The sequence below is a fragment of the Chitinophaga sp. genome, assembly GCF_019236475.1.
Classification (GTDB): Bacteria; Bacteroidota; Bacteroidia; order Chitinophagales; family Chitinophagaceae; genus Chitinophaga.
Genome location: NZ_JAFAIX010000009.1, coordinates 313,538 through 336,654 on the forward strand (window position 1 = coordinate 313,538; position 23,117 = coordinate 336,654).

Here is a 23,117-nt window from a genome sequence, read left to right on the forward strand (position 1 = left end):
AATTGACGTCACAGATGTCAATTTCCCCTTTTTTGATACAGCTTCTTTTATTATGATTTTACTATTGCGGTAGCTTCTATTTCCACCAAATAGCGGGGATCAATCAGTTTGCTGACCTCCACCATGGTAGTAGCGGGTTTGATACTTTTGAAGAACTCGCCATGAGCACGGCCAAATTCTTCCCAGCGACTGATATCCGTCACAAACATCCTGGTTCTTACCACATCATGTAAAGTGGCGCCCGCCCTAATTAATACCGCTTCGATTTTGGCGAGAATAAATTTCGTTTGTTCATACGCGTTACCCTCTGCCACCACTTTCCCTTCATCTTCTGCAACGGTACCTGATACTTCAATAACATTTCCGGTTCTCACTGCTCTGGAATAACCTACTTTGTCTTCCCAGGTGGCTCCGGAGGAATAATTGGTACGAGTCATACAGCTAATATTTGTGATAAAGATAATTATTTACTGTCGGCTGGCGTATTCCGAAATTTCACCACCTTCCCTAATAGATCAAACCAGAACGGAGCCCCTAGGGAAATGGCCATGGCAGTCATAAACCAACCTGCCAATACCAACCAGATGTTTGCCTGCAGCGGGTGTGAGAGTCCGAGTCTCCCTACAGCAAAATCCCGGTGAATGCCCAACACATTGCGCGCCTCTGCCGCATCTCTGCGCAACATGCCATATACGGCCACTACAGCCGTATCCGCCACAAATGCCTTTACACTCGTATCTTGACGCAAGAAAGCACTGTCTTTATAAAATAGTTGATGTTGTTGCAACGTGTCTACCATGGGATAAAAGGCATCGCTTCTACTGCTGGCCAATTGCACCATTTCCTGTCGTACTGTTTTATCTTTCATCAAAATCCTGGCAATCGCGATGGTATCTACGTTGAAGATACCGGCAATGAAGAAGCCAATGATCAATAGCCAGGTCTGGCAATGCTTGCGATACCAACTGCTGGCCCTAGACATGGTTTCATTGAACCAGGATTCTAATTGTATCCTGAACTGAGGAATATCTTCACCTGCATCTGCAAACAAATTTCGTATATGCGATACCGTATGTTGGCCTAATTGCAGGCTGTTTTCTTCCAGCGCGGCCTGGATCGTTTCCGTATCACTGCTCTTGGCAGTAGTACTGGTTCGCAACAGGTGCACAATCGTTTGAGAAAAGATAGTCGGACTGATATACGCCGGCCTGGATGCGGCGGTATTTTCTCCTAAGTAATGAATGGAAGGAGAGTCGTAGAATTTTTTCAATATGGGAGCATCGGCAAATGGATTGAAATAGTGGACAATACTCCATCCTTTTTCGTAAAACCAGGTAAAAAACGTGAATTTTCCGAATTTTCCCAGGTCATTTGCATGAGTATCTTCATCCAACATGCGTCGTAGCGCTTTCGACAAGATACGTGACCGCAGGCCAAAGGCGCGCGCGATCATTTCCTGTAAGATAGTGACGAACAGAGAATATAGGAGATAAATGAATATCAGCCCCAGGGCAACATCGATGGCAAGGTTACTAAACATACATAGGGATTTGGATCAAAAATAGGGTGCAGGTACGCAGGTTATTTACGTAGCTGCCGGAATAGCTTCAAAGAAACAGCAACTGCCACCTACCCAGGTATCATTACTGTTGAAGCCCACTCCAATCATTCTGCCCTTACTGATGCGGGACAGGTTATGCACGAGCATAGGTCGGGCCGCACCATCTGGCCAGATATAGATCATGCGAATTTCACAGATTGCATTACCATCTGGCGTTACGATAACAGGTGCATATTGTACCCGATGCTGCAATATCCAGTTTTCCGGATCTTTGATCGCATTGATATCTTCTGCTGTTACATCAATCTTCACGCCCTGGCCTGCAAAGGAAAACAAAGGTTTCAGTACATAATTCTCTAGATCGGTCGGAATTACCGGCAGTTGATGCAGAAACCAGCTTTTAGGCACATAATCACTGTGCAACAAAGGCATAGTATACTTACTGATCCGATAAAACCAGTTTGGATGCGTAATCCACTCTACATCTAAGTCTTGGAAGAGATTTACATGCTCGCCCAAGGTGGATTGCTGACGTTGCAGATCGTCGAAGATAATGCGGTTATAGATGCGTTTTACAGGTGTGAGTACGCCATCTTTACGATAGAAAAGGTGATTGCCTTCCTGTACCAGGTCTGTAATGCACACGGCACGAATCCCCAGGTATTTTTCGGTGCTGTAAAAATCGATTTTGGTTTTCTGTTCTTCCGGTTTTACTTCCAATAGAATGACTTCTTCCGGTGGAAGATCGCCGATGATCATCTCCCGTAGGAGCTGATAATAGCTATCGTCATCCAGACCGTTGAAATAGTTATTGAGTTCCTGAGGGATTTCAAAATGATTCCTAAACTGTTTGGCCATCACCTGCTGGAAGGCGTTCATGGTAGGGAAGCCTTGCAGTTCTATCAGTTGTGGTTCCAGTTCGCCGGCTTCGTTGCGGGTAACGGCGAAATCGATCACAATGAAGTGCGGATGGTCATTTTCTCCAGGCACTTTGAGGGCTGGAGGAATGGCTTCTTCCGTCAGTGTTTTGAAATCGGGCCGCAGTATTACATTCACTACTTCTTCGCAAGCCTGTACTAGCTTGGCTGTCAGGTCGCCGGGAACAAATACAGGCGTTTCAGCCACTCTGAATGCGGGGGCTACACCGGCTTCTTCGGCCATTCCCTGTAAGAAATGGTGATATGCCGTTGTGGTGAACTTTTCGTTATAGGCTTTTCTTACGGAAGGAATCATAGTAAAATAGCTTAGAAGAATGTGTTTTCGTTATCATTATGGGCCGCTACCTGTACCAGTCGTTCGATGGTGGCCAATCGCTCACTGAGCGCACCATAGATGGCATAATCCAGGAATGCGGTGATGAAGCGGTCGTGTGTCAGCATGATTTTATCCGGATCGGTGAGCTGGGTAAGCATGCTTTCATACTTTTCAATACCGTGATGGGCGATGACCTGTTCTTTCTTTTCGTCTTGTAACAGGTACATGTGCATACCAGCGGCATCTGCTTCGGGATGGAACTGGGTTCCTATGAAATGTTCATTGAACCGGATGGCCATGGTGGCGCGTTCCAACGGAACGTGCGGACGTTCTTTTTCAATGGCGAGTACTTTGGCGCCCATGGCGGCTAGGTTCTCTTCATTGAGTTCTATTACTTGCCAGTTGCGGCTGTCCACAATGTAAAAAGGATCAGGCAATGCGGAGAATACTTTTTCCTGCATGCCCGCAGCAGTTTTATGTACGGGGAAAACGCCGAAGGCAGGGGATTTGCGCTTGCAAACATTCCCTAGCTTGTAATAGCGGCACATGATCTGGTAGGAGTGACAGATAAAAAGCACAGGCTTTTTCTGTTCATGTGTTTTATTCCATGCCATCAGGTTTTCCACGAGGTGGAAATAAGCCTTTTCCCAGTCGCTACCTTCACTATCGACCGGACTTCCAGGGCCGCCAGTGGAGATATAAATATCGTAGGATGTATCTGGTACCTGTTGCTGTAGTCTTACCTCAAATTCATCAAAAAGCAGATTGAGCGAGTGCATCTCTGCATATTTCAGCAATATCTCCCGGATACAGCGCATACCCTCGTTCGGTACGCCTTCGTACATATCCAGCACGGCTATTTTAATGGTGCGCATGCTGCAAAATTACAAATATCATGGGAGGAATCCTGGAATTAGCAGTTCGCAAGAAATTGTTGCTGAATGAAATCGGTTACTGCAACGAGGTCTTGGGTATCTTGGTACACTTTCAGTTGCCTATCGGCGCCAGTTCCATTTTCGAGGATGCGGGCGGTGGCACTGAGAATTTCCCGGCTGCCTAAGTCATCTACCACATCGTCAATGAAGTCGAGCAGTTCAAAGATGAGTGCCCTGGCATTCACTTCCATTTCCTTACCGAAATCGATTAGGTTGCCCTCGATGCCATAACGGGAAGCCCGCCATTTATTTTCGTTGACGAGAGCCCGGTTATAGATAATGAAGTTCAAGTTCTGCATGCGGAGCTTATAGATCTTAGCACATACGGCTTGGAACAATCCAGCAATGGTGATGGTATCGTCTAGGGTTAAAGGCACATCACAGATCCGGAATTCCACGGTGTTGAAGAAAGGATGTACGCGCAGGTCCCACCATACTTTTTTGGCATTGTCTATACAGTTGGTTTTCACCAGGAGCTGGATATAACGATCGTATTCTTCAATGCTGCTAAAGTAATCCGGGATACCGGTACGAGGGAATTTATCAAAAACCTTTGTGCGGAAGGATTTAAAACCGGTATTCCGGCCTTCCCAGAAAGGGCTGTTGGTGCTTAATGCAAATATATGCGGTAGGAAATACCTAACGGAATTAGCGATGTGTAGTGCCATATCCCGACTTTCCATGCCTACATGTACGTGCAGGCCAAAAATGAGATTGGAGCGTGCGGCATCCTGCATTTCGTTGACGATTTCGAAATAGCGGGGATTATCCGTAATCAATTGCTGTTGCCAGTGGCTGAAAGGGTGAGTCCCGGAAGCGCCGATGCTGAAGCCAAGATCCCCGGCAATCTGCGCGATGGTTTTACGCAGGAGGGCTACATCTTCGCGGGCATCGTGGATATTATTACAAACGCGGGTGCCTACTTCCACTACTGCCTGGTGAAATTCTGCTTTCACCTGGTCGCGGATAACCTTGTGGGCATGTTCCACAATTTTTTGTTCATGCGATCTCAACTCCCTGGTTACGGGGTCCATCACCATGTATTCTTCTTCTATACCCACTGTGAACGCATTGTACATAAAGTGCTCCTATCGTTTTTAATTTATACAAATGTATGTCGGGAAATCAATCGGGTGTAATTTTTTTCTATTTATCAGGATGGATAAATTTTCCCCAAGTGAGGTTGTCTTTTCCGGGTTCCTGTGCGATGGCTCTTTCTATGGCATATTCGGCGCTTATTTCCACGATCCATTCGAAATTCTTTTTTCCAATGGAGTGAATATCGGCATCGGGAGCAGGATTGCAAAAGTCGATTGCATAAGGTACATCCCCTCTGACGGCAAATTCCACGGTATTGAAATCGTATCCCAGGTGTTGGTTCAATGCCAACGTATCCCGGGTAATTTCATCCAACACAGCCTGGGGCGTGTCGAAATCAGCATGGTAACGCTCGTGATGCTGATGACGGGGATTGTAGGGCATAATATGCACATGTTTCCCGCCAATACAGTAACAACGGTAGTAGGAAGTGAAATCGATCTCCTCCTGCAACATCATGACTAATTGACCTGTTTCCTGGTGGATATTGTAAAACTCTTGTTTGTCGTTCAATCGGAATACGTTCTTCCAACCGCCGCCATCAAAGGGTTTGAGGTAGGCAGGAAAGCCTACATAGTCGAAGATGGCATTCCAACTGAGGGGGTAAATCAAATTGCGAAATGATTTATCGGAGGTATTGTCCGGCAACTGAAAAGAGGGGAGCAGTGCGGTTCTGGGCACGCGTACACCAATTTTTTCTGCGAGGGCGTTATTGAAAAATTTATCGTCGGCGCTCCACCAGAACGGGTTGTTGATAACGGCGGTTCCAGAAGCGGCGGCATTTTTTAGATAAGCCCGGTAGAAGGGTACATCCTGGGAAATACGGTCTATGATCACAGCATATCCAGCCGCTTCTCCCTGTAATACTTTGTCGATGGTGACAAATTCTGCGAATATTCCCGGCGGATTTTTCCGGTTAATAGCGTCTACGAATGCTTGTGGAAAGGTATTTTCCTGTCCGAACAGGATGCCAATCTTTTTCATGTGTTACCTGATTAATGAGAGATAGCGAGGAAGCATATTACGCCATGCTGGCCAGTCGTGGGTACTTTCCGGACGTATATCCAGCCAATGGTTGATATCCTTCCTGGTCAGTATGCCAGACATATTTTCATTCTGTGTGCGGGTAACATCGTTGTCGGCGACGCCGAGAATGATACCCATACGCCAGAGGGCTTCGTGTTGATTGTCGCGTATAAAATCCACGGGATTACTATAATAGACTTGATCGTCATAATAGCCATCCAGCCTGGATTTTATATCAAAAATGCCGCTGAGGGAGAAAAGATAAGATACAATTTCCGGATGACGAAATGCAAAAGAGGTGGCATGAAATCCGCCGAAACTGCAACCAGCAGTGATAACCCGGGTATGGCCTGTTTCGGTAGTCATCCTCGGATATATTTCTTCCAGCAGGAGTTTGTCATAACGTTGATGGTTATACGCTCTTTCAGCGGGTGTGATGTCTTTGTTGTACCAACTACTCGTGTCATAACTATCCGGGCAATATACCCGAACAATTCCTTCGTCAATAAACCAACTGATAGCCTCTATGAGGCCTCTGTCTTTACTTTCATAATATCTACCCATGGAGGTAGGAAACAATAGGAGCGGATAGCCAGCATGCCCGAACACCAACATTTCAAATTCCTGGTCTATGTTGGGGGAATGCCATTTATAGAAATTTTCAATCACGGTGCAAGCTTTGTCTAAATTTAAAAAATGTTTCGCGAATTGAATATGCGTACCTTCAATTTATGATCTGGAATGATTTCGTTTATGCACCCGGACTGGACCGGGAGGTGCTCCTGGATATTTACCAGTTCAGCGAACAGCCGAAAACATTGCTGCTGTTGAATGACGGACAAGAAGTTCGGAAAATGGATATGGCTGCATTATTGGATAACCTACGATTGCCAGTGGCGGTTGTGGCTATTCATGCAGGTCCAGCGCGATTGCAAGAATACGGCATCGCATCTCAACCCGATTACAACGGAGATGGCGCTAAAGCCGGCGCCTATACTACGTTTATCAATACCGTTTTACTTCCCGCCCTCTATAATCGTTTTCCTGATTGGAAACCCTTACCAGTGGCCTTTGCAGGCTTTTCCCTGGGAGGTTTGTCCGCCCTGGATATCGTTTGGCACCATCCGGATATTTTTTCCTTTGCTGGCGTATGTTCTGGCTCCCTTTGGTGGCGAGATGTGCCACTGGGCCCCGATTACAGCGATGCCAATAACCGTATCATGCACCGATTGATCCGCCAAAGTGCCTATCAACCTGGATTACAGTTTTTCTTCCAATGTGGCACCGAAGATGAAACCGCTGATCGTAACGGGAATGGCATCATAGACAGCATTGATGATACCAAAGATCTGATCCAAGAGTTGTTATCCAAAGGATATGAAATGGATAAAGACCTGTGGTATTATGAAATTGCCGGGGGCAGACACGATGCTATCACCTGGGAAAAAGCCCTGACGGCCATGTTGTTGTTGCCTTTTTTCAATGGTCCGGATAGAAAATAATAATCTCCACTCTTCTGTTTTTCTGCCTACCCTGACTGGTGCTGTTATCTGCTACTGGTATGGATTCTCCCATCCCGTTAATAGCGGTGATCGCGGTTTGTGGATGTTTTTGTCGCACATAAGCCGCTACAGAGGCTGCTCTGCGCATACTCAGGTCCATATTATACAGTACTGTTCCTTTATTATCCGTATGACCGGTGATGGCCAGTTGTATGCCAGGAATGTCTGGGATATGGCGAAGAACGCTATCTAACGAGGCATAAAGGTGTTGATTCAATGCGCTGCTGTCGAACTTGAAAAGAATATCCGGAATAACGAGGGTATCTGTTTTAGCAACAGGTACTGATTCTTCTTTAGCCGGTTGGCAGCTAATGATTTCCACGGTTTCTATAGAGTCCATTCCAGGGCGCGGATGCGTATATCCTTTTATCACAAAGTCATCAAAGCTGAACCCCCGGTTATAGACCAGGTATTTTGCCACTTCATTGGCCCGATCAGTGGCGATAATCTCGTTATACTGGGGATTGGCTTTCAAGTAAGAGTAACCCGATATGAAGATTTTCTCTTTGACATCCTCAGGCTTTACCGTGAACACGCGTCCTAACTGATCTGCATATACGTGATTGATATCTTTACGATTGCTTCTGAAAAATTCGGGGGAGATGGTCACTGTATCACATTTACCGCTATGCTGAATTACCCGCAAAGGTAGTTGCAGCTTGGGTTTGAGAGCGGCTTGGTACAAAGAGGTGCTGGGACGTGCATAGGAATGCCGCCAGCGGTCGTTGTACAGGAGTTTACGGATACTATCGGCCATAGTGGCGTTGTAGGCCTGGCCGTCTAAGGGCGTGATGGCAATACTATCAATATAGCAATAGAGGTCGCGGGCATTTTTAGGAGAAGAAGGTGCACTGAAATTCCCCATTACGAGGTAGGCATAATTATCTGCTGCCGTGAAGGTGGCCGTTGATTTTATCCATCCTTCCTTTGGTTTATCGGGAGTGGATTTGGTGAGATGGATAGTAGGCGTAGCGGCCAGTTGTACTGGAATGTCCTGGAAGGTTTCAGTGGTATCCAGTTTTATGTCAAGGAAAGTTGATGCATTTGATGTATTGAGCCAGAATACTTCCAGTTGATAACGGGTACCTTTCCGTAATGGATTGAGCAACTGCGTTTTATAATAAGGCCGAAAGCTGGTATTGGCGCGGTTTTCCATGATCAGGGTAATGGAATGATTGTCAGACGCGGTTTCCCCATCATAGATAACTTTACTGAAAAAGGGGGCGGTGGGATACCAGGCTCTTGGCGCACATCTGGCGGCATATTCGATGCAAATGTTAACTTCATTGAAACCGGGATTGGGAAGCAGATTTTGTGCAGATACGCTCGTACAGATGCAAAACAACAACAACGTGGTAAGGATAGATTTCATAAGGGTACTGATTAGCGTCTAAACGTGACAAAATCCGGTTTTATTTTAACAGCGGCTCGGATTTTAAGATAAATATTAAATTCGTAAAAACTTGAAAACCTTGCAGTTTCCAGTAACTCTTCCAATTGGATCAACCCATTTGCCCCTTCATGCACTGACGGAAACCTTGGGTATGTTCATCGGTTTCAGATTCTTTTTATTGCTGAAGAAGCGTCAGGGAGACGCGGTTACTCCGTCCAATCGCATCTGGGCTATTATAGGAGCTATTTTTGGCGCACTCTTCGGCAGCCGATTGTTGGGGGCACTGGAAAACCCACCCGAACTCGCGTCTGCCCATAATATCTTACTCTACGTCTATGCTAGCAAAACCATAGTGGGCGGCCTTCTCGGAGGACTCGCAGGTGTAGAGCTCACCAAAAAGCTGATAAAAGAAACCCGATCCACCGGTGATTTATTTGTTTATCCGCTGATACTTGCCATGATGATAGGACGTATCGGGTGCTTTAGCATGGGCGTGTACGAAGAAACCTATGGTTTGCCTACTACGCAGCCATGGGGCATGTACCTCGGCGATCAGTACCTCCGACATCCTGTAGCCCTATACGAAATCTTATTCCTCGGACTGTTGTGGATTTCGCTGGCATTGCTGGATAGAAAGGTAGTATTGGTTCAGGGGGCGCGATTTAAGCTGTTCATGGTTGCTTATTTATTATTCCGTTTCTTACTCGATTTCATAAAACCCGGTTACAGGTTTTCTATTGGTATAGGATCTATACAGATAGCCTGTTTGCTGGGATTACTATATTATCTCCCGGATTTCATTATACCGGGCCGACTCATTGAAAAACGCCATTATGCCTGAAAAAAATTACACCTATTATGATTTCACATTGAGCATTTGCAGTACTTGTTTACGCAGAGCAGATGCCAAAGTGATCTTCGAAGACGGAAAAGTGTTTATGGTAAAACGCTGTCCGGAACATGGAATGGAAAAAGTACTGATTGCGACGGATATTGAGTATTACAAAAATACCCGTAACTACAACAAACCTTCTGAAGCACCTTTAAAAACCAATACCAATACGCATTACGGATGCCCTTATGATTGCGGATTATGCCAGGATCATGAACAGCATTCTTGTTTGAGTGTTATTGAACTGACAGACAGATGTAATCTCACCTGTCCTACCTGTTATGCAATGTCCAGTCCGCATTATGGCCGTCATCGTACATTGGAGGAGATCGAGCAGATGTTGGATATCATCGTTGCCAATGAGGGGCAACCGGATGTGGTACAATTGAGTGGAGGAGAACCGACGCTGCATCCTCAGTTCTTCGAGATATTGGATATTGCCAAACGTAAGCCTATACGACATCTGATGGTCAATACCAATGGTATTCGTATTGCGAAAGACAAGGAATTCACTGCCCGCCTGGCTACCTATATGCCTAATTTTGAGATCTACTTACAATTCGATTCTTTCCGACCGGAAGTGCTGGAACGTATGCGTGGTAAGGATTTGACGGATATACGCAAACAGGCGCTGGAAAACCTGAATGAAGTAAACCTCAGTACAACACTGGTGGTTACGCTCCAGAAAGGGCAAAATGAAGATGAGATGGGGGCTATTATTGATTATGCCCTGAAGCAGCGTTGTGTGCGTGGCGTTACATTCCAGCCGGTACAGGTGGCGGGCCGTACGGATGATTTTGATCCTGCTACCGATCGTATAACGTTAACGGAAGTACGTCAGCGGATATTGGAGCAGTCGCCCATCTGGCAGCCGAATGATATTATTCCGGTTCCTTGTAACCCGGATGCATTGGCGATGGCGTATGCCCTGAAAATTGACGGGGAGGTCTTTCCGCTCACCCGTTATGTAGATCCGGCGGTTTTGCTGAATAACGGAAAAAATACGATTGTATATGAACAAGACGAGCGTTTGCATCAGCATGTGCTGAAGATCTTCAGCACGGGGATTTCCACTGATGCCGCTGTCAATGATATGCAGTCGTTATTATGTTGCTTGCCGCAGATACAAGCGCCCGGACTGGATTATACCAACCTATTCCGGATAGTGATTATGCGTTTTATTGATGCTTATGATTTTGATGTCAGGGCGATTAAGAAGTCTTGCGTACACATTGTACATAAAGATGGGCGCATTATTCCATTTGAGACCATGAACCTGTTTTACAGGGACGACAAAGAGGAATACCTGAAAGCATTGCAGATGGAAATGGGTGGCCCAAAGCGGATGGTATCTCCCGATATAAAATCATAAAGCCTATGTATATTTTTAGGATGGTTGTTTTGATGACCGGAATACCGCTAGGCTTAGCTGTGATTTTCATTTCTACCAAGGAGTTGGAAGGGCTGATAGCAACGGCAATACTGGCGGAGGTAGTGATACCTTCATATATCCTTGGAGCGCTCATACTGGCATTCCTGCGAAAGAAGGAAATAGCCCAAGCTATGGGATGGAGTGTAGGAATTTTATTGTTGATAGGGTTCTCTTTTTTGGGGCTGCTGGGAATAATGTAGGCAGACAGCAATGGTTATTATCTCCCAATATAAAATTTAAAGTTTATGAATAATTTCTGGAAGATGACATGTTATATGACCGGCATCCCGCTGGGAATAGCGTTGTTATTGGGTCTTGTTGGTGGAGAGGATGGATTGGCATCCGCGGCAATTATGGGATTGGCGTTGATACCTATTTATTTTTTTACTATGATCATACTGGCGATTATGGGTAAGGCGGATGCGGCAAAAGCCATGGCATTGAGTATGGGGTTAATGTTGTTGATTGGGTTATCTATCTGTGGCGCGGTGATGTCTGGGATGAATTTTCACTAATTATCGTAGTGGCTATAAACGAAAAGCGGCTGTATCACTTGATACAGCCGCTTTTTTTATGGAGATTGAAATAAATCTTAGAAAGAATATCTCAGACCCAGTTGCATACCCCAAGTGCTCAGGTTAGAAATGTTATTCTGGTAAGCATTGTTTACCAGGTTAGCACCTACGTTAGCCATTTGGTAAGTAACCACGCCGTTTGCATTTACACCTTTACTAACCAGTGGGTTAGTTACAGTAGTCTGCTGTCTTACGCCCCAGTTTTTGTTCAGGAGGTTAGGCAGGTTCAGCATGTCTACGCTGAATTGCAGGGTATGACGGGTACCACCTTTGGTAGTCAGGTAGAAGTCCTGCAGGAAGCGGGCATCCAGTCTGTTGTACCAAGGGAGAACGGCGCCATTTCTGTCAGCGTATTGGCCTTTGTGTTTTTTTAGGTATTTGCTGCTGCTGATGAATTGGTCATAAGCTGCTTGTTGATCAGCAACAGTGAACACTCTTGCATCAGGTTTACCAGCGTTGTAAGTGAACTGAGTGAAGTTCACATCAGCACCAGTTTTGTAGATGTACATCAGGTCAGCAGAGCTGTTACCGTCACCGTTGATATCACCATTGATAACGTAGCTAACGGTAGAGAGGTTAGAACCTTCGTAGAACAGAGACAGGGTAGAAGCGAAGTGCTTAGCATACTCTTTTCTGTAAGAAACGTTCGCAACTACACGGTGAGGCATAGCGTACTGAGAAGGTCCGAGTTCCAGGGAGTTGGAAGTACCCACGTTAGGGTTAGACTGCCAGATAGAAGCTGCCTGGTTACCTGGGTTACCAGTTACGTCTTTAGCGTTAGTGTAAGTATAAGCTACGGAACCATACAGACCGTTAGAGAAGGTTTTGCTCAGTTGACCGGTGAAAGACATAGAGTACCCTTTGTTGGTGTTCTCCATGATAACAACAGTAGTCTGACCTTTATTCAGGTATTTATCTGACTGGTTAGCCAGTACACCATACCAAGGACGGTTATCACCGTTAGCATTCAGTTGTTTGGTTGGTTCCAGCAGGTTCGGGTTACGCATAACAACCGCGTTGATGTCTTTGGTAAACATCGCCTCGAAAGTAGCGGTGAAACCACCACCAAGTGCTTTATCGATACCTAGGTTAGATCTCCAAATCTGAGGGAATTTGAATTTAGGATCGATCAGGGTAAAGCCTGAAGGTGCTACAGGAGAAGGAGCAGTAGGGAATTTATTCAGGTAAGCGCTTGCATTTGGATTGAAAGTGATTCCAGCCAGATCAGCAGCTTTGTTCAGTACAACCTGGTTCTGATACATACCAGAGTTGGTAGGCATGTTGGTCAGGTATACGAAAGGAATTTTACCAGTGAAGATACCGGTTCCACCACGAACGATCAGGGATTTATCACCCATTACATCCCATCTGAAACCAACTCTTGGAGACAGCATCAGTTTGCTGTTAGGCCATTTACCAGTAGAGAAGTGAGTCATGTTACCATCTTTGTCAGGGAAAGACAGTGCAGTGATAGCTGGGTTTTCCAGCGGTTGTTGTGGGTAGATAGGCAGATCAGCGCGTAAACCTACAGTCAATTTGAAGTTAGGTTTAACGTTCCACTCATCCTGTACGTAAGCGCCCAGTTGAGCGATTTTCAGGTTAGCAGAGAATACAGAAGAATCGCCTGGTACCAGGGTATAGGTATTTGCGTAGAAAGCAGGAGTTGCATTGTTCATGAAGTCAGCCAGGGTATTATAGATATAATAGCTGGAAGAACCAGGCATGAACATGTTACCTAATTTCTGGTATTCGTAAGAGATACCAGCAGTGAAGGTATGATCACCTTTGTACAGGGTGAAGTTATCAGTAATGTTGAAGATATTATTGATAACATCGTTGTTGCGGGTGAATGGATCAGTACCAAAGCTGATATAGTTTTTGCCGGTACCATCGAAGATATCTACAGTTGGGAATGGATTGCCCATTGAGAAACGGGTATCCTGGTTCTTAGTGTAAGTAACGATGAACTGGTTAGACATTCTGTTAGAGAATGCAGAGTTTAATTCCAAGCTACCGGATTTCACCCAGTGGTTAGTACCATAGTTAGAATTAGCAAAGCCCATAGACTGGTTGCTGAAACGGTTGTTTGGCAGACGAGAGATACCTGAAGCACCACCACCCAGTACAAATGCGTTACCAGTTGTTGAGTTAGGAATGGAGCTTAAGTTCAGCATGCTGTTGTCAGAACCTTTGAAATCAGAATATTTCAGGGTCAGTTTGTGAATGCTGTTGATATTCCAGTCAACTTTCGCGAGGATCTTATGGTTTTTGGTTTCAAATGCAGGGAAGTTATTGAAGCTTCCTGGATCATAACCATATTTAGATTTCAGGAAATCAGACAGTTTCTGCAGAGAGTCAGCAGAAGTAGCAGACATATTTGCAGGACGTGTACCAGTGAAACCTGAAGGAGTTGGCTGCCAGGTTACACCAGGAGCAGAAGATTTCTCATACTCACCGCTCACGAAGAAGAACAATTTATTCTTAACAATAGCGCCACCGAGGGTACCACCGAATATTTTATTTTCGCTCTTAGGCAGTGTCAGGGTGTTATCGTGTACTTTAGTACCGTTGAAGCTCTGGTCACGATAGTAACCATAAACGCTACCATGGAAGTCGTTAGTACCACTTTTGGTAACAGCATTAATACCAGCACCAGTAAAACCTGATTGTCTTACATCATAAGGAGCGATATTAACAGAGATTTGATCATAAGCGTCCAGAGAAATAGGAGATGCACCACCACCTGGTGTTGGGTCACTGCTCAGACCGAAGTTGTTGTTCAGGTTGGCACCATCTACTTGCAGGTTGTTCAGACGACCATCACGGCCACCAAAACCGTTACCATTTGCCTGAGGAGTGAGGCGGGTAAAGTCAGTGATGTTTCTAGTTACAGTAGGAAGAGTTTGTAATTGACGGAGGCCTACTACAGTTGATGCGCCCGTTTTGTTTTGGTTTAAACTTGCAGATTTGCTACCTACTACATTTACAGTTTTCAATTCTTTACCAGAGGTCATTGTCTGGTTGATAACGAAAGGTTCGCCCAGGTTGAGGCTGATACCTTCCATAGTGATCGTTGTGAAACCGATGAAAGATATTTCTACCTTGTAAGGGCCGCCGATACGCATGCCCGGAATGGTGTAGTTACCATCGGTTCTAGTAACTGTACCGTACACTGTACCAGAAGGAACGTGTGTAGCTTTTACAGTGGCGCCGATCAATCCTTCGCCCTTGTCATCCTTAATCCTACCCGTGATGCTAGAGGTCGTAACCTGACCAAAGCTGACAAAGGCAAGAAGCATTAAAGAAAATGTTAATAATAATTTTCTTAATCCCATGATTTGAGAATTTTGATTCATGGCGCAAAGATGAGCAATTCTCATGGTTAAATTTTAACTCTGTATTAACAAATTGTTAAGAGCCTTGCTGAAAATTGAAAGGGGCTAAAAAAAATTTGAAGCTTTTTATTAAAAGAATTATTCGTAGGACATTTACCAAATATTTCTGCTAAAATTTCGCGGCTGTCAAATTTACCTTATTGTTAATAACTGGAATCGCTGTAAACACTGAACCTTTAGCGGTTTAGTTTGTTTCGGGCAACTTATTTTAAGTCAGTAAAATATATGTTAATTTAATAGTGCGTAATTAACATAGCTGCAACATAATTTTAACAGAGAAACCGAGATCACATGGTCCAGTTTTCCATGTTTAATTGTCGTAACTTTGCGCCATTCAATTATTACTTCGAAGAACTATTTTATGTTAGATACAATAGAAGCTGCAATAGAAGATATAAAAAACGGAAAGCTGGTAATTGTAGTGGACGATGAGGACCGCGAAAATGAGGGAGATTTCATCACTGCTGCCCGCAACGTTACTCCTGAAATCATCAACTTTATGAGCATCCATGGCCGCGGCCTCATTTGCGCTCCCCTCGTGGAAGAACGCTGTGAAGAACTCGGCCTCGAATTGATGGTAAGGGACAATACTGCTCTTCATCAAACACCCTTTACCGTTTCTGTAGACTTGCTCGGACATGGTTGCACCACCGGTATCTCTGCACACGACAGGGCTAAAACCATTCAAGCCCTGATCGATCCGGCCACCAAACCGGAAGATCTTGGTAAACCAGGTCATATCTTCCCCCTGAAAGCTAGATCAGGTGGCGTACTCCGCCGCTCAGGTCATACCGAAGCTGCTATCGACCTAGCCCGCCTCGCAGGTTTTGAGCCCGCAGGCGTACTCGTGGAAATCATGAATGAAGATGGCACCATGGCCCGACTTCCTGAACTCCGCGAAATCGCTACCAAGTTCGATATGAAACTGATCTCCATTAAAGATCTGATCTCTTACCTCCTCAACCAGGAAACCCTGATTGAAGAAGGCGTTAGCGTTCAAATGCCTACCAAATACGGCAACTTCGAACTGATCGCCTTCAAACAGGTGAACACCGGCGAAATCCATATGGCGCTGAAAAAAGGGGAATGGGAAAAAGGTGAACCCGTACTGGTACGCGTACACTCTTCCTGTGTAACCGGCGATATCCTGCACTCTCTGCGCTGCGACTGTGGTGAGCAATTAGCTGCTGCCATGAAAATGGTGGAGAAAGAAGGAAAAGGACTGATCCTGTACATGAACCAGGAAGGACGTGGCATCGGCCTCATGAATAAACTGAAAGCATACAAACTCCAGGAAGAAGGCCGCGATACCGTAGAAGCCAATCTGGAACTTGGTTTCAAAATGGATGAACGCGATTATGGCGTAGGGGCACAAATCCTTCGTCATCTGAATATCTGCAAACTGCGCCTTATTACCAATAACCCGCGCAAACGCGCTGGCTTGCTAGGTTATGGACTGGAAATAGTGGAAAACGTTCCTATTGAAATTCATCCGAATCCGCATAACGAGAATTATCTCCGTACTAAAAGAGATAAACTCGGACATGAAATCCTGAAAGGATAATTTTTATACCATATTATATTATGTAAAGGGAATGACGTCTGCGACGTCATTCCCTTTTTGTTTTCGTCGCCCCTGCCCGCCGGGCAGGGGCGACAGCCGGGAGAATTTTGCTTTGCGCGAATTGCCACCGCAGGAAATGCGATTATGTTGAATCGACTTTAGGACTGGGTGACAGCCGGGAGAATTTTGCTTTGCGCGAATTGCCACCGCAGGAAATGCGATTATGTTGAATCGATTCTAGGACTGGGTGACAGCCGGGAGATTTTTACTTGTATTATTATTGATCAGAAGACTTCTTCGTGCTATCTGGTGGAGGCACCAGTTTTATGCCGCTACTATCTACTATATGATGGCGGGTACTATCCGGCCGTGGCTTAGCGCGTAAGGCCTTGTTGCGATTGAATAACTCCAGGAACCGGTCATACTCTCTCACGTAGGAAATACCCAAACCTGATTTCGTACGGTTGTTCAGGTTATATACGTCGTAATCAGATTTACTGAAGGCATTGATACGGAAACGACCATCCGGCGTCAGTAGGTATTCGATGCGGAAGTCGCCTGCAAAACGGTTGGAGCTAGCAGAGGTAGCTGTTTTACCCCAGTCGTAATCTCCACCTGCATACAGTCGGAAGCGGTTATTAAATAAGGTACTGGTGACACCGGCACTTACCTGGTTACGATCTACAGAGGAATTATCCGGTAATCCGCCTACGTTATAAGCGCGATAGTTTACATTGATGCCTATACCGCTTCCTTTGAGCAAGGCGCCGGTTATATTATTAAGGATAGCAGATGCCTGTGCGGAAATCGCTTGTCCCACGCTGTTTTTACCAGTGATGCCCACATTGGCGCCACCACCGGCATCATCCGGCAGGAATTGGTTGGCGATGAGCAATCCGTATATCTGTAAGAGGGCTTTGTTCTGGTCGTTGTTGATTTCTTTCAGTTTAGCTGCTACGCCGCTCTCATAAGACATGGTGCCTACTTCGGGGAGTTCAATGGAATAGGTGATGTCTGGTTTCATGAGGGCGCCGCGCAGGTTGATCAATACATCCACTTTCTCCTGACGGGTAGCGAGTTTGTCGTTCGCAGCGAGGGTGGCTGCCTGACCTACCAGGTTGTACAAGCTCACTTTAGGGAGTGAGTACTTGGCGGTGATATTCATCTTGGCTTCACGGGGATCTCCATTCCAACTGATGCTACTGTTTTTCTCAATGTCAAATTTCCAGCTAGTAACACGTTGGAAGGTGAAGTTATAGGAACCATTACTGATTTCATAGTTGCCGAACATATTGAAATCACCGTCTGTATTAGCAATGATTTGCAGATTACCCGTTCCGTTGGCGGAAATGATGTCTCCCGTTGTAGCATCCAAAATCACATCAATCTGTGCATCCGGATTGGCGGCGATGTCTAGCTTTACGGTTAGTTTGGTATTGTCTTTCTTTTTCTTGTTTTCTTTTATCTCTGTACCGTATGTTTTGAAAGTAATGTAATCATACTTGCCAATGTCTTTACTGTCGGATATTGGGAGATAGAAATGTGTTCCGCGGATCGGTCTTGCTAATACGTGCAACTGTAAATCATTCAGCGGCCCGGAGAAATAAACCTTTCCATCAGCGATGACATCCCCGTAAAATAGGTCATTATCATGCGCCGTGGTATTAAGGAAAAGGAATTTACGACCCGTTACATCAAAGTCGAAATTGAGTTTATCGAAGTGATCATGGCTGATATAGCCGTTGGCGGTCCCTTTTGTGTTGTATTTATCAATAACAGTGAAGCTACCGAATTCAATCAGGTTGTCGTCTACATTCACATTCAGCTTAGGTATCCGATAACGGGTACCCAGGTAATCTACGGTAACGCCTACGGTGTCAAGCGCCAGTTTACCCACCACAGATGGTAGATCAGTGGTTCCTGAAATATTCAGGCTACCAGATACGGAGCCGGTAAGATCATGTACATAACCCGCCAGGTATTTATTGAGTAGATTGATATTAGCGCCACCCAGGTTGATAACGGCGTCTAGCCCTTTGTCACTTTTGGAAGTGCCCACACGGCCTTGGGCCATGAAGTTCATACCTGTATTATCCGACTGTACAGAGAAATTTACCACGCCGGTATGTTGCAGATAGCTACCCTCGAAGGTTACCAATCCTATGGAATCGTTGTCTATCCGCAAATCTCGGGTACGCAGCGAAGTATTGATATCTAGGTTTTGGGTAGGATCAGATATATTAATAGTACCATCGGTGACACCTTCAATCCGCGTAGCTACCAGTTGACTAGGTATCACATCTGCGAGGTTCAGGTTTTTCAAGGTGATGATAAACCTGGATTCATCCGGATTGAATTCGTTTGTTTCTACTGTGATGCTTTGATCGTTGCGGGTAACACGCAGATTTTTCACTGTCAGGAAATGCTTACTCCAGTAAATCTCATTACCTGGCGTTACATTCCATTGGCGTTCATTCACGGTAAAGGCACTATTGAGGAAATTCACCTTTATGCCTTCCTGTACGGTGACGACACGGGCATAGAAGCCATCCAAGCTACTGGTGTCTTCAGCCTGCATATCCATTTTGATGTAAGAAGTATCATTGGAGGAAGAGGCTAGAATCAATGGGTTTTGTAAAACGACATTGCTTCCATTCAGTACCTTACCTACGGTACTGCTTAGATTCACCTTGTGGGCATTACCATCCCCTTTGATTTGTAAGTCCTGTAGATGATATCCCATGATGCTGGCTTCTGGTACTTGTACGTTTAAGGCCAGGTTGCCGGAAGTGGTATTGAGAGAGCCTTCCACTGTGGAATTATCGAAACCGGTTACGGCGGTGGTAAATCCTTTGATGAGTTTGGCAATGTTGCCAAACTGGAAATGGAATTGGAAGTCTTCCTGGATTTTACTGTTCACCGGCGCTTTGAAATAGCTAGGGTAGTAGCGGTACAACAGGAATTGGAAGGCATCTGGCAGTTCGAGGAAGCTGTATTTCCCTTTTACATATCCATCCACTTCACTACCATTGATCAGAAGGGTTTTCTGATCTACATCGGTATGTGCGCTGATAGCGAGGGAGTCAAATTCTAGGCGACTTTTATCTTTAAACACAGAAACGTCGTACATCCTGGCCACCCCTTCGAAGTTATCGATATTGCTACCGGCGAAGTTCAAGTCCAGTTTGGCTTGCAGGGTAATAGAATCATTTACCAGGTGTAGCGCTTTCAGGTCACTTTTCCGGATTTCAGAATTGAATTTAAAAACGGGGAGTTTCTCGTTAAAGTCGATTGTCCCGGAGAAGTCCATATCCAGGTTAGGATCGTTGGCGGTGAGGGCGCCATTAAAGAATTTCCGGTTCATTTCTCCTTTGGTGCGGATATTCTGGTATTTGTAACCGTAGAGGGAAATACTCTGTACATCTGCATCCAAGGAAGCTTTGAGGGTTTTGAAGTTAAACCCGGCCCCGTTTACGCGGGCATTCAAGGTCGCTTCTTGGAGGTCGGGGATATTGAGCAGGCTACCCAGGTCGAAATTATTTGTAGTCAGACTACCGGAGTATACCGGTACATCGCGGTTGGTTTTAAAGTTCAAGTCGGACGTCACCTGGCCGAGGTTCGTTTGGAACTGGCCATAGGCCACGAAGTCGTTGATGAAACCTGTATAGCTTCCTTTAAATCGGATATTCGTGAGTCGGTCTATGCGTACATTGGCGGTTACATCTTTCACGAGGGGCATGATCTGCATAACATCCGTGCCGGTGGTCACCAGGTCGTCTGTATGGAAATCGATGAATGTTTCATTGATGTCTGGCAATCCGCGCATTTCCAGGGAGCCTTTGAGGCGAGTGGTATTGCCGGCTTCCAGTTCTACATCGGAAGCTTTTAGGTTGCTGACAGGGCCACGGGCGTTTCCGTTGATGGTAATTTCCTTTTTCCAAGAGGAGAGCGGAGGCGCGAAGTAGGCGATATCATCTGAGGAAACTTTACAGTTCTTGAAATTGGCCCGCATGTATACCAGGTCGATATAATCGCTCATATCGTCGAAGTCACTGTACTGCATGGTATAGTAATCACCGATATGGCTACGATTGGTCTCGAGGTCCAGGTGGGAAAACTCCATTTCCACGGGCGACATTTTAAACCTACTGGTCAGTTTTTTCACCTCAAAGCCACAGCGTTCGCGGGTGGTGAGGGAAAGGTCGCCGATGATACTGTCTTTGAAGATACTGGTATTAGTGAGTGACAGGTTAATATCTCCGAAGCGGATATGATGGGGTGCAAAATAGCCATCTTCGATTTTCGTAGTGTCTTCCGGGTTATCCACGCCGAATAATCCGTTTTTGATTGTGAGTTCTTTTACCAGCAGTTTCCAGTTGGCGCCGTTCCAGCGAAGCTGGGTGCTATCGTAGGTTACAGGCGTATTGGCTCTAGGCCGTTTTTTACGGAGTGGGGAAGAGCTATAGCTACTGAGGATAAAGCTGGGTTGGTCCAGGGAAATTTCCTGGATATCGACATTATGTTTTTTCAGGTCCAGACTTTTGGCATCCAGGTAAATACGTTTGGCATAGCCGCGCATATCTTCGCCGACCCATTGATCTATTTGATTGATGCGGATGTTGCGCAGGTCGATTTTTTTGAGATCTAGGGAGATGCCGGTATTCTGTTTGGGTGTTTTACTTGGAGCAGAGCCGAACGCATCCGAAATAAAAGCATAGTTCCATACGGAGTCGTTGCGGGGACGGAGCAAGTTTACTTGTGCATTTTCCAGTCCTATGAATTTGATAACAGGTTTATCCTGGAAGAAGAACCAGTCTGTAATCCTTAACTGTAGCTTGCCGGCATAGATGAGCGTGTCTTTATGCTGATCTTCAATGAGCGCGCCTTCTAGATCCAGGCTGTTGAATAGCCGGATATTCACATGTTTGATTTCCACCCTTGTATTCAATTGTTCGGACAATCTGTTGGTAGCCTCATGTACCAGGAAGTTCTGGACAAAAGGAATGTTTACCAATACTCCGATCAAAATGATGAGGCCTAACAAACACAGTAGAATCACCGATAATATTTTCCGTATTTTTTTCAGGCGGCTAAGTTTATCCGGCAAAAATAATTAATAGTTGCTATCAGCATGCAGCAAGAAGCAGAAATATCTTCTAAATTTATACCAAAAGTTCACAAAATGTTCAAGCGACTGATATTACCATTTGCCGCCCTGGTGATGGGTTCCGGCTCATTGATGGCAGCCAGTGGGGTGGAGAGGGATTCCGCAACACAGAAAACACGTTATATGTTGGTTATTCACGGAGGGGCGGGGACCATTCTGAAATCCCAGATGACCCCAGAAAAAGAAGCTGCTTACAAAGCAGGACTTACTAAGGCATTGGAGGCAGGTTATACCATTCTGAAATCTGGAGGTAGTAGTCTGGATGCAGTAGAAGCCGCCGTAAAGGTGATGGAGGATAATCCTTTATTCAATGCAGGGAAGGGCGCAGTCTTTACCAATGAGGGGCGCAATGAAATGGATGCCGCCATTATGAATGGAAAAACCTTACAGGCGGGTGCTGTAGCAGGAGTAACGGTTGTTAAGAATCCGATTACTGCTGCTCGTGCTGTCATGGATAAATCGCAGCATGTATTGATGTTTGGCCCTGGCGCGGAGAAGTTTGCGAAGCAGGCCGGATGTGAAATTGTAGACCCCAGTTATTTTTATACGGAAGACAGATGGAAATCTTTGCTGAAAGTTCGAGCGGCGGATTCCACCAAAATGCAGTTGGATCACGATTCCACTATTCAACATAAACCAGCTACCAAATTAGGGGTGGAGAATAAAGATCATAAATTCGGTACCGTTGGTGCGGTGGCGATAGATAAACAGGGCAACCTAGCTGCTGCTACTTCCACTGGAGGTATGACCAACAAAAAATTTGGCAGGGTAGGAGATAGCCCGATCATTGGTGCAGGCACTTACGCCAATAATGCCACTTGCGCTATTTCTTGTACAGGATGGGGCGAATATTTCATCCGATTGGTAGTGGCAAAAACTGTCAGTGATCTCATGGAGTACAAGAATATGAGTGTAGCAGATGCCGCTGCGGAAATGATTATGAAGCAAGTGCCTAAACTTGGCGGTGATGGCGGTCTTATCGCGATTGATAAAGACGGTAATATCGCGATGCCTTTCAATACTGCGGGCATGTATCGCGGTAGCGTAACTGCCGACGGCAAAATCGAAGTAAGTATTTATAAAGAGAATTAATGCATATGGGCTGACTGTAAATATACGTCAGCCCCTTTTTATTATATTGTATCTGTCATTCTTCTGTCACAAACTTATCAACTGCTACCATGCTGCTATAGTTTGTAATATCTTGTTATAAGGAACCAAAGTCGCAAAAACGTAACAGCACTACCCGAAATGATACCCGCA

17 protein-coding genes are annotated in these 23,117 nt (G+C 45.4%); 7 read left to right on the forward strand and 10 right to left on the reverse strand.

The genetic code is table 11. From position 1 onward, the window contains the following. Positions 1-50: 50 nt before the first annotated feature. The 7 genes from JO154_RS12585 to JO154_RS12615 form a co-directional block, all read right to left on the reverse strand. Entirely contained in the window at positions 51-437 is a 387-nt protein-coding gene (locus JO154_RS12585) for a RidA family protein (protein WP_291945925.1), read from the reverse strand. Positions 438-463: 26 nt separating this feature from the next. Beyond that, positions 464-1,540: a hypothetical protein gene (locus tag JO154_RS12590; RefSeq protein ID WP_291945927.1), complete on the reverse strand. Its 1,077-nt coding sequence runs from the start codon at positions 1,538-1,540 to the stop codon at positions 464-466. 45 nt (positions 1,541-1,585) lie between these two features. Next, entirely contained in the window at positions 1,586-2,794 is a 1,209-nt protein-coding gene (locus JO154_RS12595; protein WP_291945929.1) for a hypothetical protein, read from the reverse strand. 11 nt (positions 2,795-2,805) lie between these two features. Continuing rightward, positions 2,806-3,690, reverse strand: coding sequence for a GMP synthase (locus JO154_RS12600; protein WP_291945931.1), 885 nt, complete (start codon positions 3,688-3,690; stop codon positions 2,806-2,808). Positions 3,691-3,728: 38 nt separating this feature from the next. Next, positions 3,729-4,829 (reverse strand): carboxylate-amine ligase, encoded by a 1,101-nt coding sequence (locus tag JO154_RS12605; RefSeq protein ID WP_291945933.1) that lies wholly within the window; start codon positions 4,827-4,829, stop codon positions 3,729-3,731. Between the two features lie 67 nt (positions 4,830-4,896). Continuing rightward, a complete protein-coding gene (locus JO154_RS12610) occupies positions 4,897-5,832 on the reverse strand; it encodes a hypothetical protein (protein WP_291945935.1) in 936 nt (311 codons plus the stop codon). 3 nt (positions 5,833-5,835) lie between these two features. Continuing rightward, positions 5,836-6,543 carry an alpha/beta hydrolase-fold protein gene (locus tag JO154_RS12615; protein ID WP_291945938.1) on the reverse strand — a complete coding sequence of 236 codons (708 nt, stop codon included), beginning with the start codon at positions 6,541-6,543 and terminating at the stop codon, positions 5,836-5,838. A gap of 62 nt (positions 6,544-6,605) precedes the next feature. Here JO154_RS12615 and JO154_RS12620 point away from each other — a divergent pair, with 62 nt between their 5' ends. Continuing rightward, positions 6,606-7,376, forward strand: coding sequence for an alpha/beta hydrolase-fold protein (locus tag JO154_RS12620; RefSeq protein ID WP_291945940.1), 771 nt, complete (start codon positions 6,606-6,608; stop codon positions 7,374-7,376). On the opposite strand, the gene JO154_RS12625 is transcribed toward JO154_RS12620, so the two are convergent. Continuing rightward, positions 7,354-8,808, reverse strand: coding sequence for an OmpA family protein (locus JO154_RS12625; protein WP_291945942.1), 1,455 nt, complete (start codon positions 8,806-8,808; stop codon positions 7,354-7,356). The genes JO154_RS12620 and JO154_RS12625 overlap by 23 nt on opposite strands. A 91-nt stretch (positions 8,809-8,899) precedes the next feature. On the opposite strand from JO154_RS12625, the gene JO154_RS12630 reads away from it, so the two are divergent. The 4 genes from JO154_RS12630 (at position 8,900) to JO154_RS12645 (ending at position 11,668) form a co-directional block, all read left to right on the forward strand. Continuing rightward, positions 8,900-9,670, forward strand: coding sequence for a prolipoprotein diacylglyceryl transferase family protein (locus JO154_RS12630; protein WP_291945944.1), 771 nt, complete (start codon positions 8,900-8,902; stop codon positions 9,668-9,670). After that, complete coding sequence (locus JO154_RS12635) at positions 9,663-11,093, forward strand: radical SAM protein (protein WP_291945947.1); 1,431 nt, start codon at positions 9,663-9,665, stop codon at positions 11,091-11,093. The genes JO154_RS12630 and JO154_RS12635 overlap by 8 nt, the downstream gene beginning before the upstream one ends. Before the next feature lie 5 nt (positions 11,094-11,098). After that, positions 11,099-11,353, forward strand: coding sequence for a hypothetical protein (locus tag JO154_RS12640; protein WP_291945948.1), 255 nt, complete (start codon positions 11,099-11,101; stop codon positions 11,351-11,353). Between the two features lie 63 nt (positions 11,354-11,416). Continuing rightward, entirely contained in the window at positions 11,417-11,668 is a 252-nt protein-coding gene (locus JO154_RS12645; RefSeq protein ID WP_291945950.1) for a hypothetical protein, read from the forward strand. Between the two features lie 77 nt (positions 11,669-11,745). Here JO154_RS12645 and JO154_RS12650 read toward each other — a convergent pair whose 3' ends face one another. Continuing rightward, entirely contained in the window at positions 11,746-15,027 is a 3,282-nt protein-coding gene (locus JO154_RS12650) for a TonB-dependent receptor (protein ID WP_291945952.1), read from the reverse strand. A 457-nt stretch (positions 15,028-15,484) separates the two neighbouring features. On the opposite strand from JO154_RS12650, the gene JO154_RS12655 reads away from it, so the two are divergent. After that, positions 15,485-16,687 (forward strand): bifunctional 3,4-dihydroxy-2-butanone-4-phosphate synthase/GTP cyclohydrolase II, encoded by a 1,203-nt coding sequence (locus JO154_RS12655; protein ID WP_291945954.1) that lies wholly within the window; start codon positions 15,485-15,487, stop codon positions 16,685-16,687. 277 nt (positions 16,688-16,964) lie between these two features. Here JO154_RS12655 and JO154_RS12660 read toward each other — a convergent pair whose 3' ends face one another. Beyond that, positions 16,965-21,746, reverse strand: a complete 4,782-nt coding sequence (locus JO154_RS12660; protein WP_291945956.1) for a translocation/assembly module TamB domain-containing protein — start codon at positions 21,744-21,746, stop codon at positions 16,965-16,967. A gap of 123 nt (positions 21,747-21,869) precedes the next feature. Between JO154_RS12660 and JO154_RS12665 the strand changes: the two genes are divergently transcribed. Beyond that, on the forward strand, positions 21,870-22,946 hold the full coding sequence (locus JO154_RS12665; RefSeq protein WP_291945958.1) for an isoaspartyl peptidase/L-asparaginase family protein: 1,077 nt from the start codon (positions 21,870-21,872) through the stop codon (positions 22,944-22,946). The last annotated feature ends 171 nt before the right edge of the window (positions 22,947-23,117 follow it).

What these genes read in the sequence shown, in the direction of transcription:
- JO154_RS12585 (WP_291945925.1), bottom strand. Translation starts at nt 437, where the DNA reads ATGACTCGTACCAATTATTCCTCCGGAGCCACCTGGGAAGACAAAGTA.
- JO154_RS12590 (WP_291945927.1), bottom strand. Translation starts at nt 1,540, where the DNA reads ATGTTTAGTAACCTTGCCATCGATGTTGCCCTGGGGCTGATATTCATT.
- JO154_RS12595 (WP_291945929.1), bottom strand. Translation starts at nt 2,794, where the DNA reads ATGATTCCTTCCGTAAGAAAAGCCTATAACGAAAAGTTCACCACAACG.
- JO154_RS12600 (WP_291945931.1), bottom strand. Translation starts at nt 3,690, where the DNA reads ATGCGCACCATTAAAATAGCCGTGCTGGATATGTACGAAGGCGTACCG.
- JO154_RS12605 (WP_291945933.1), bottom strand. Translation starts at nt 4,829, where the DNA reads ATGTACAATGCGTTCACAGTGGGTATAGAAGAAGAATACATGGTGATG.
- JO154_RS12610 (WP_291945935.1), bottom strand. Translation starts at nt 5,832, where the DNA reads ATGAAAAAGATTGGCATCCTGTTCGGACAGGAAAATACCTTTCCACAA.
- JO154_RS12620 (WP_291945940.1), top strand. Translation starts at nt 6,606, where the DNA reads ATGATCTGGAATGATTTCGTTTATGCACCCGGACTGGACCGGGAGGTG.
- JO154_RS12625 (WP_291945942.1), bottom strand. Translation starts at nt 8,808, where the DNA reads ATGAAATCTATCCTTACCACGTTGTTGTTGTTTTGCATCTGTACGAGC.
- JO154_RS12635 (WP_291945947.1), top strand. Translation starts at nt 9,663, where the DNA reads ATGCCTGAAAAAAATTACACCTATTATGATTTCACATTGAGCATTTGC.
- JO154_RS12640 (WP_291945948.1), top strand. Translation starts at nt 11,099, where the DNA reads ATGTATATTTTTAGGATGGTTGTTTTGATGACCGGAATACCGCTAGGC.
- JO154_RS12645 (WP_291945950.1), top strand. Translation starts at nt 11,417, where the DNA reads ATGACATGTTATATGACCGGCATCCCGCTGGGAATAGCGTTGTTATTG.
- JO154_RS12650 (WP_291945952.1), bottom strand. Translation starts at nt 15,027, where the DNA reads ATGCTTCTTGCCTTTGTCAGCTTTGGTCAGGTTACGACCTCTAGCATC.
- JO154_RS12655 (WP_291945954.1), top strand. Translation starts at nt 15,485, where the DNA reads ATGTTAGATACAATAGAAGCTGCAATAGAAGATATAAAAAACGGAAAG.
- JO154_RS12665 (WP_291945958.1), top strand. Translation starts at nt 21,870, where the DNA reads ATGTTCAAGCGACTGATATTACCATTTGCCGCCCTGGTGATGGGTTCC.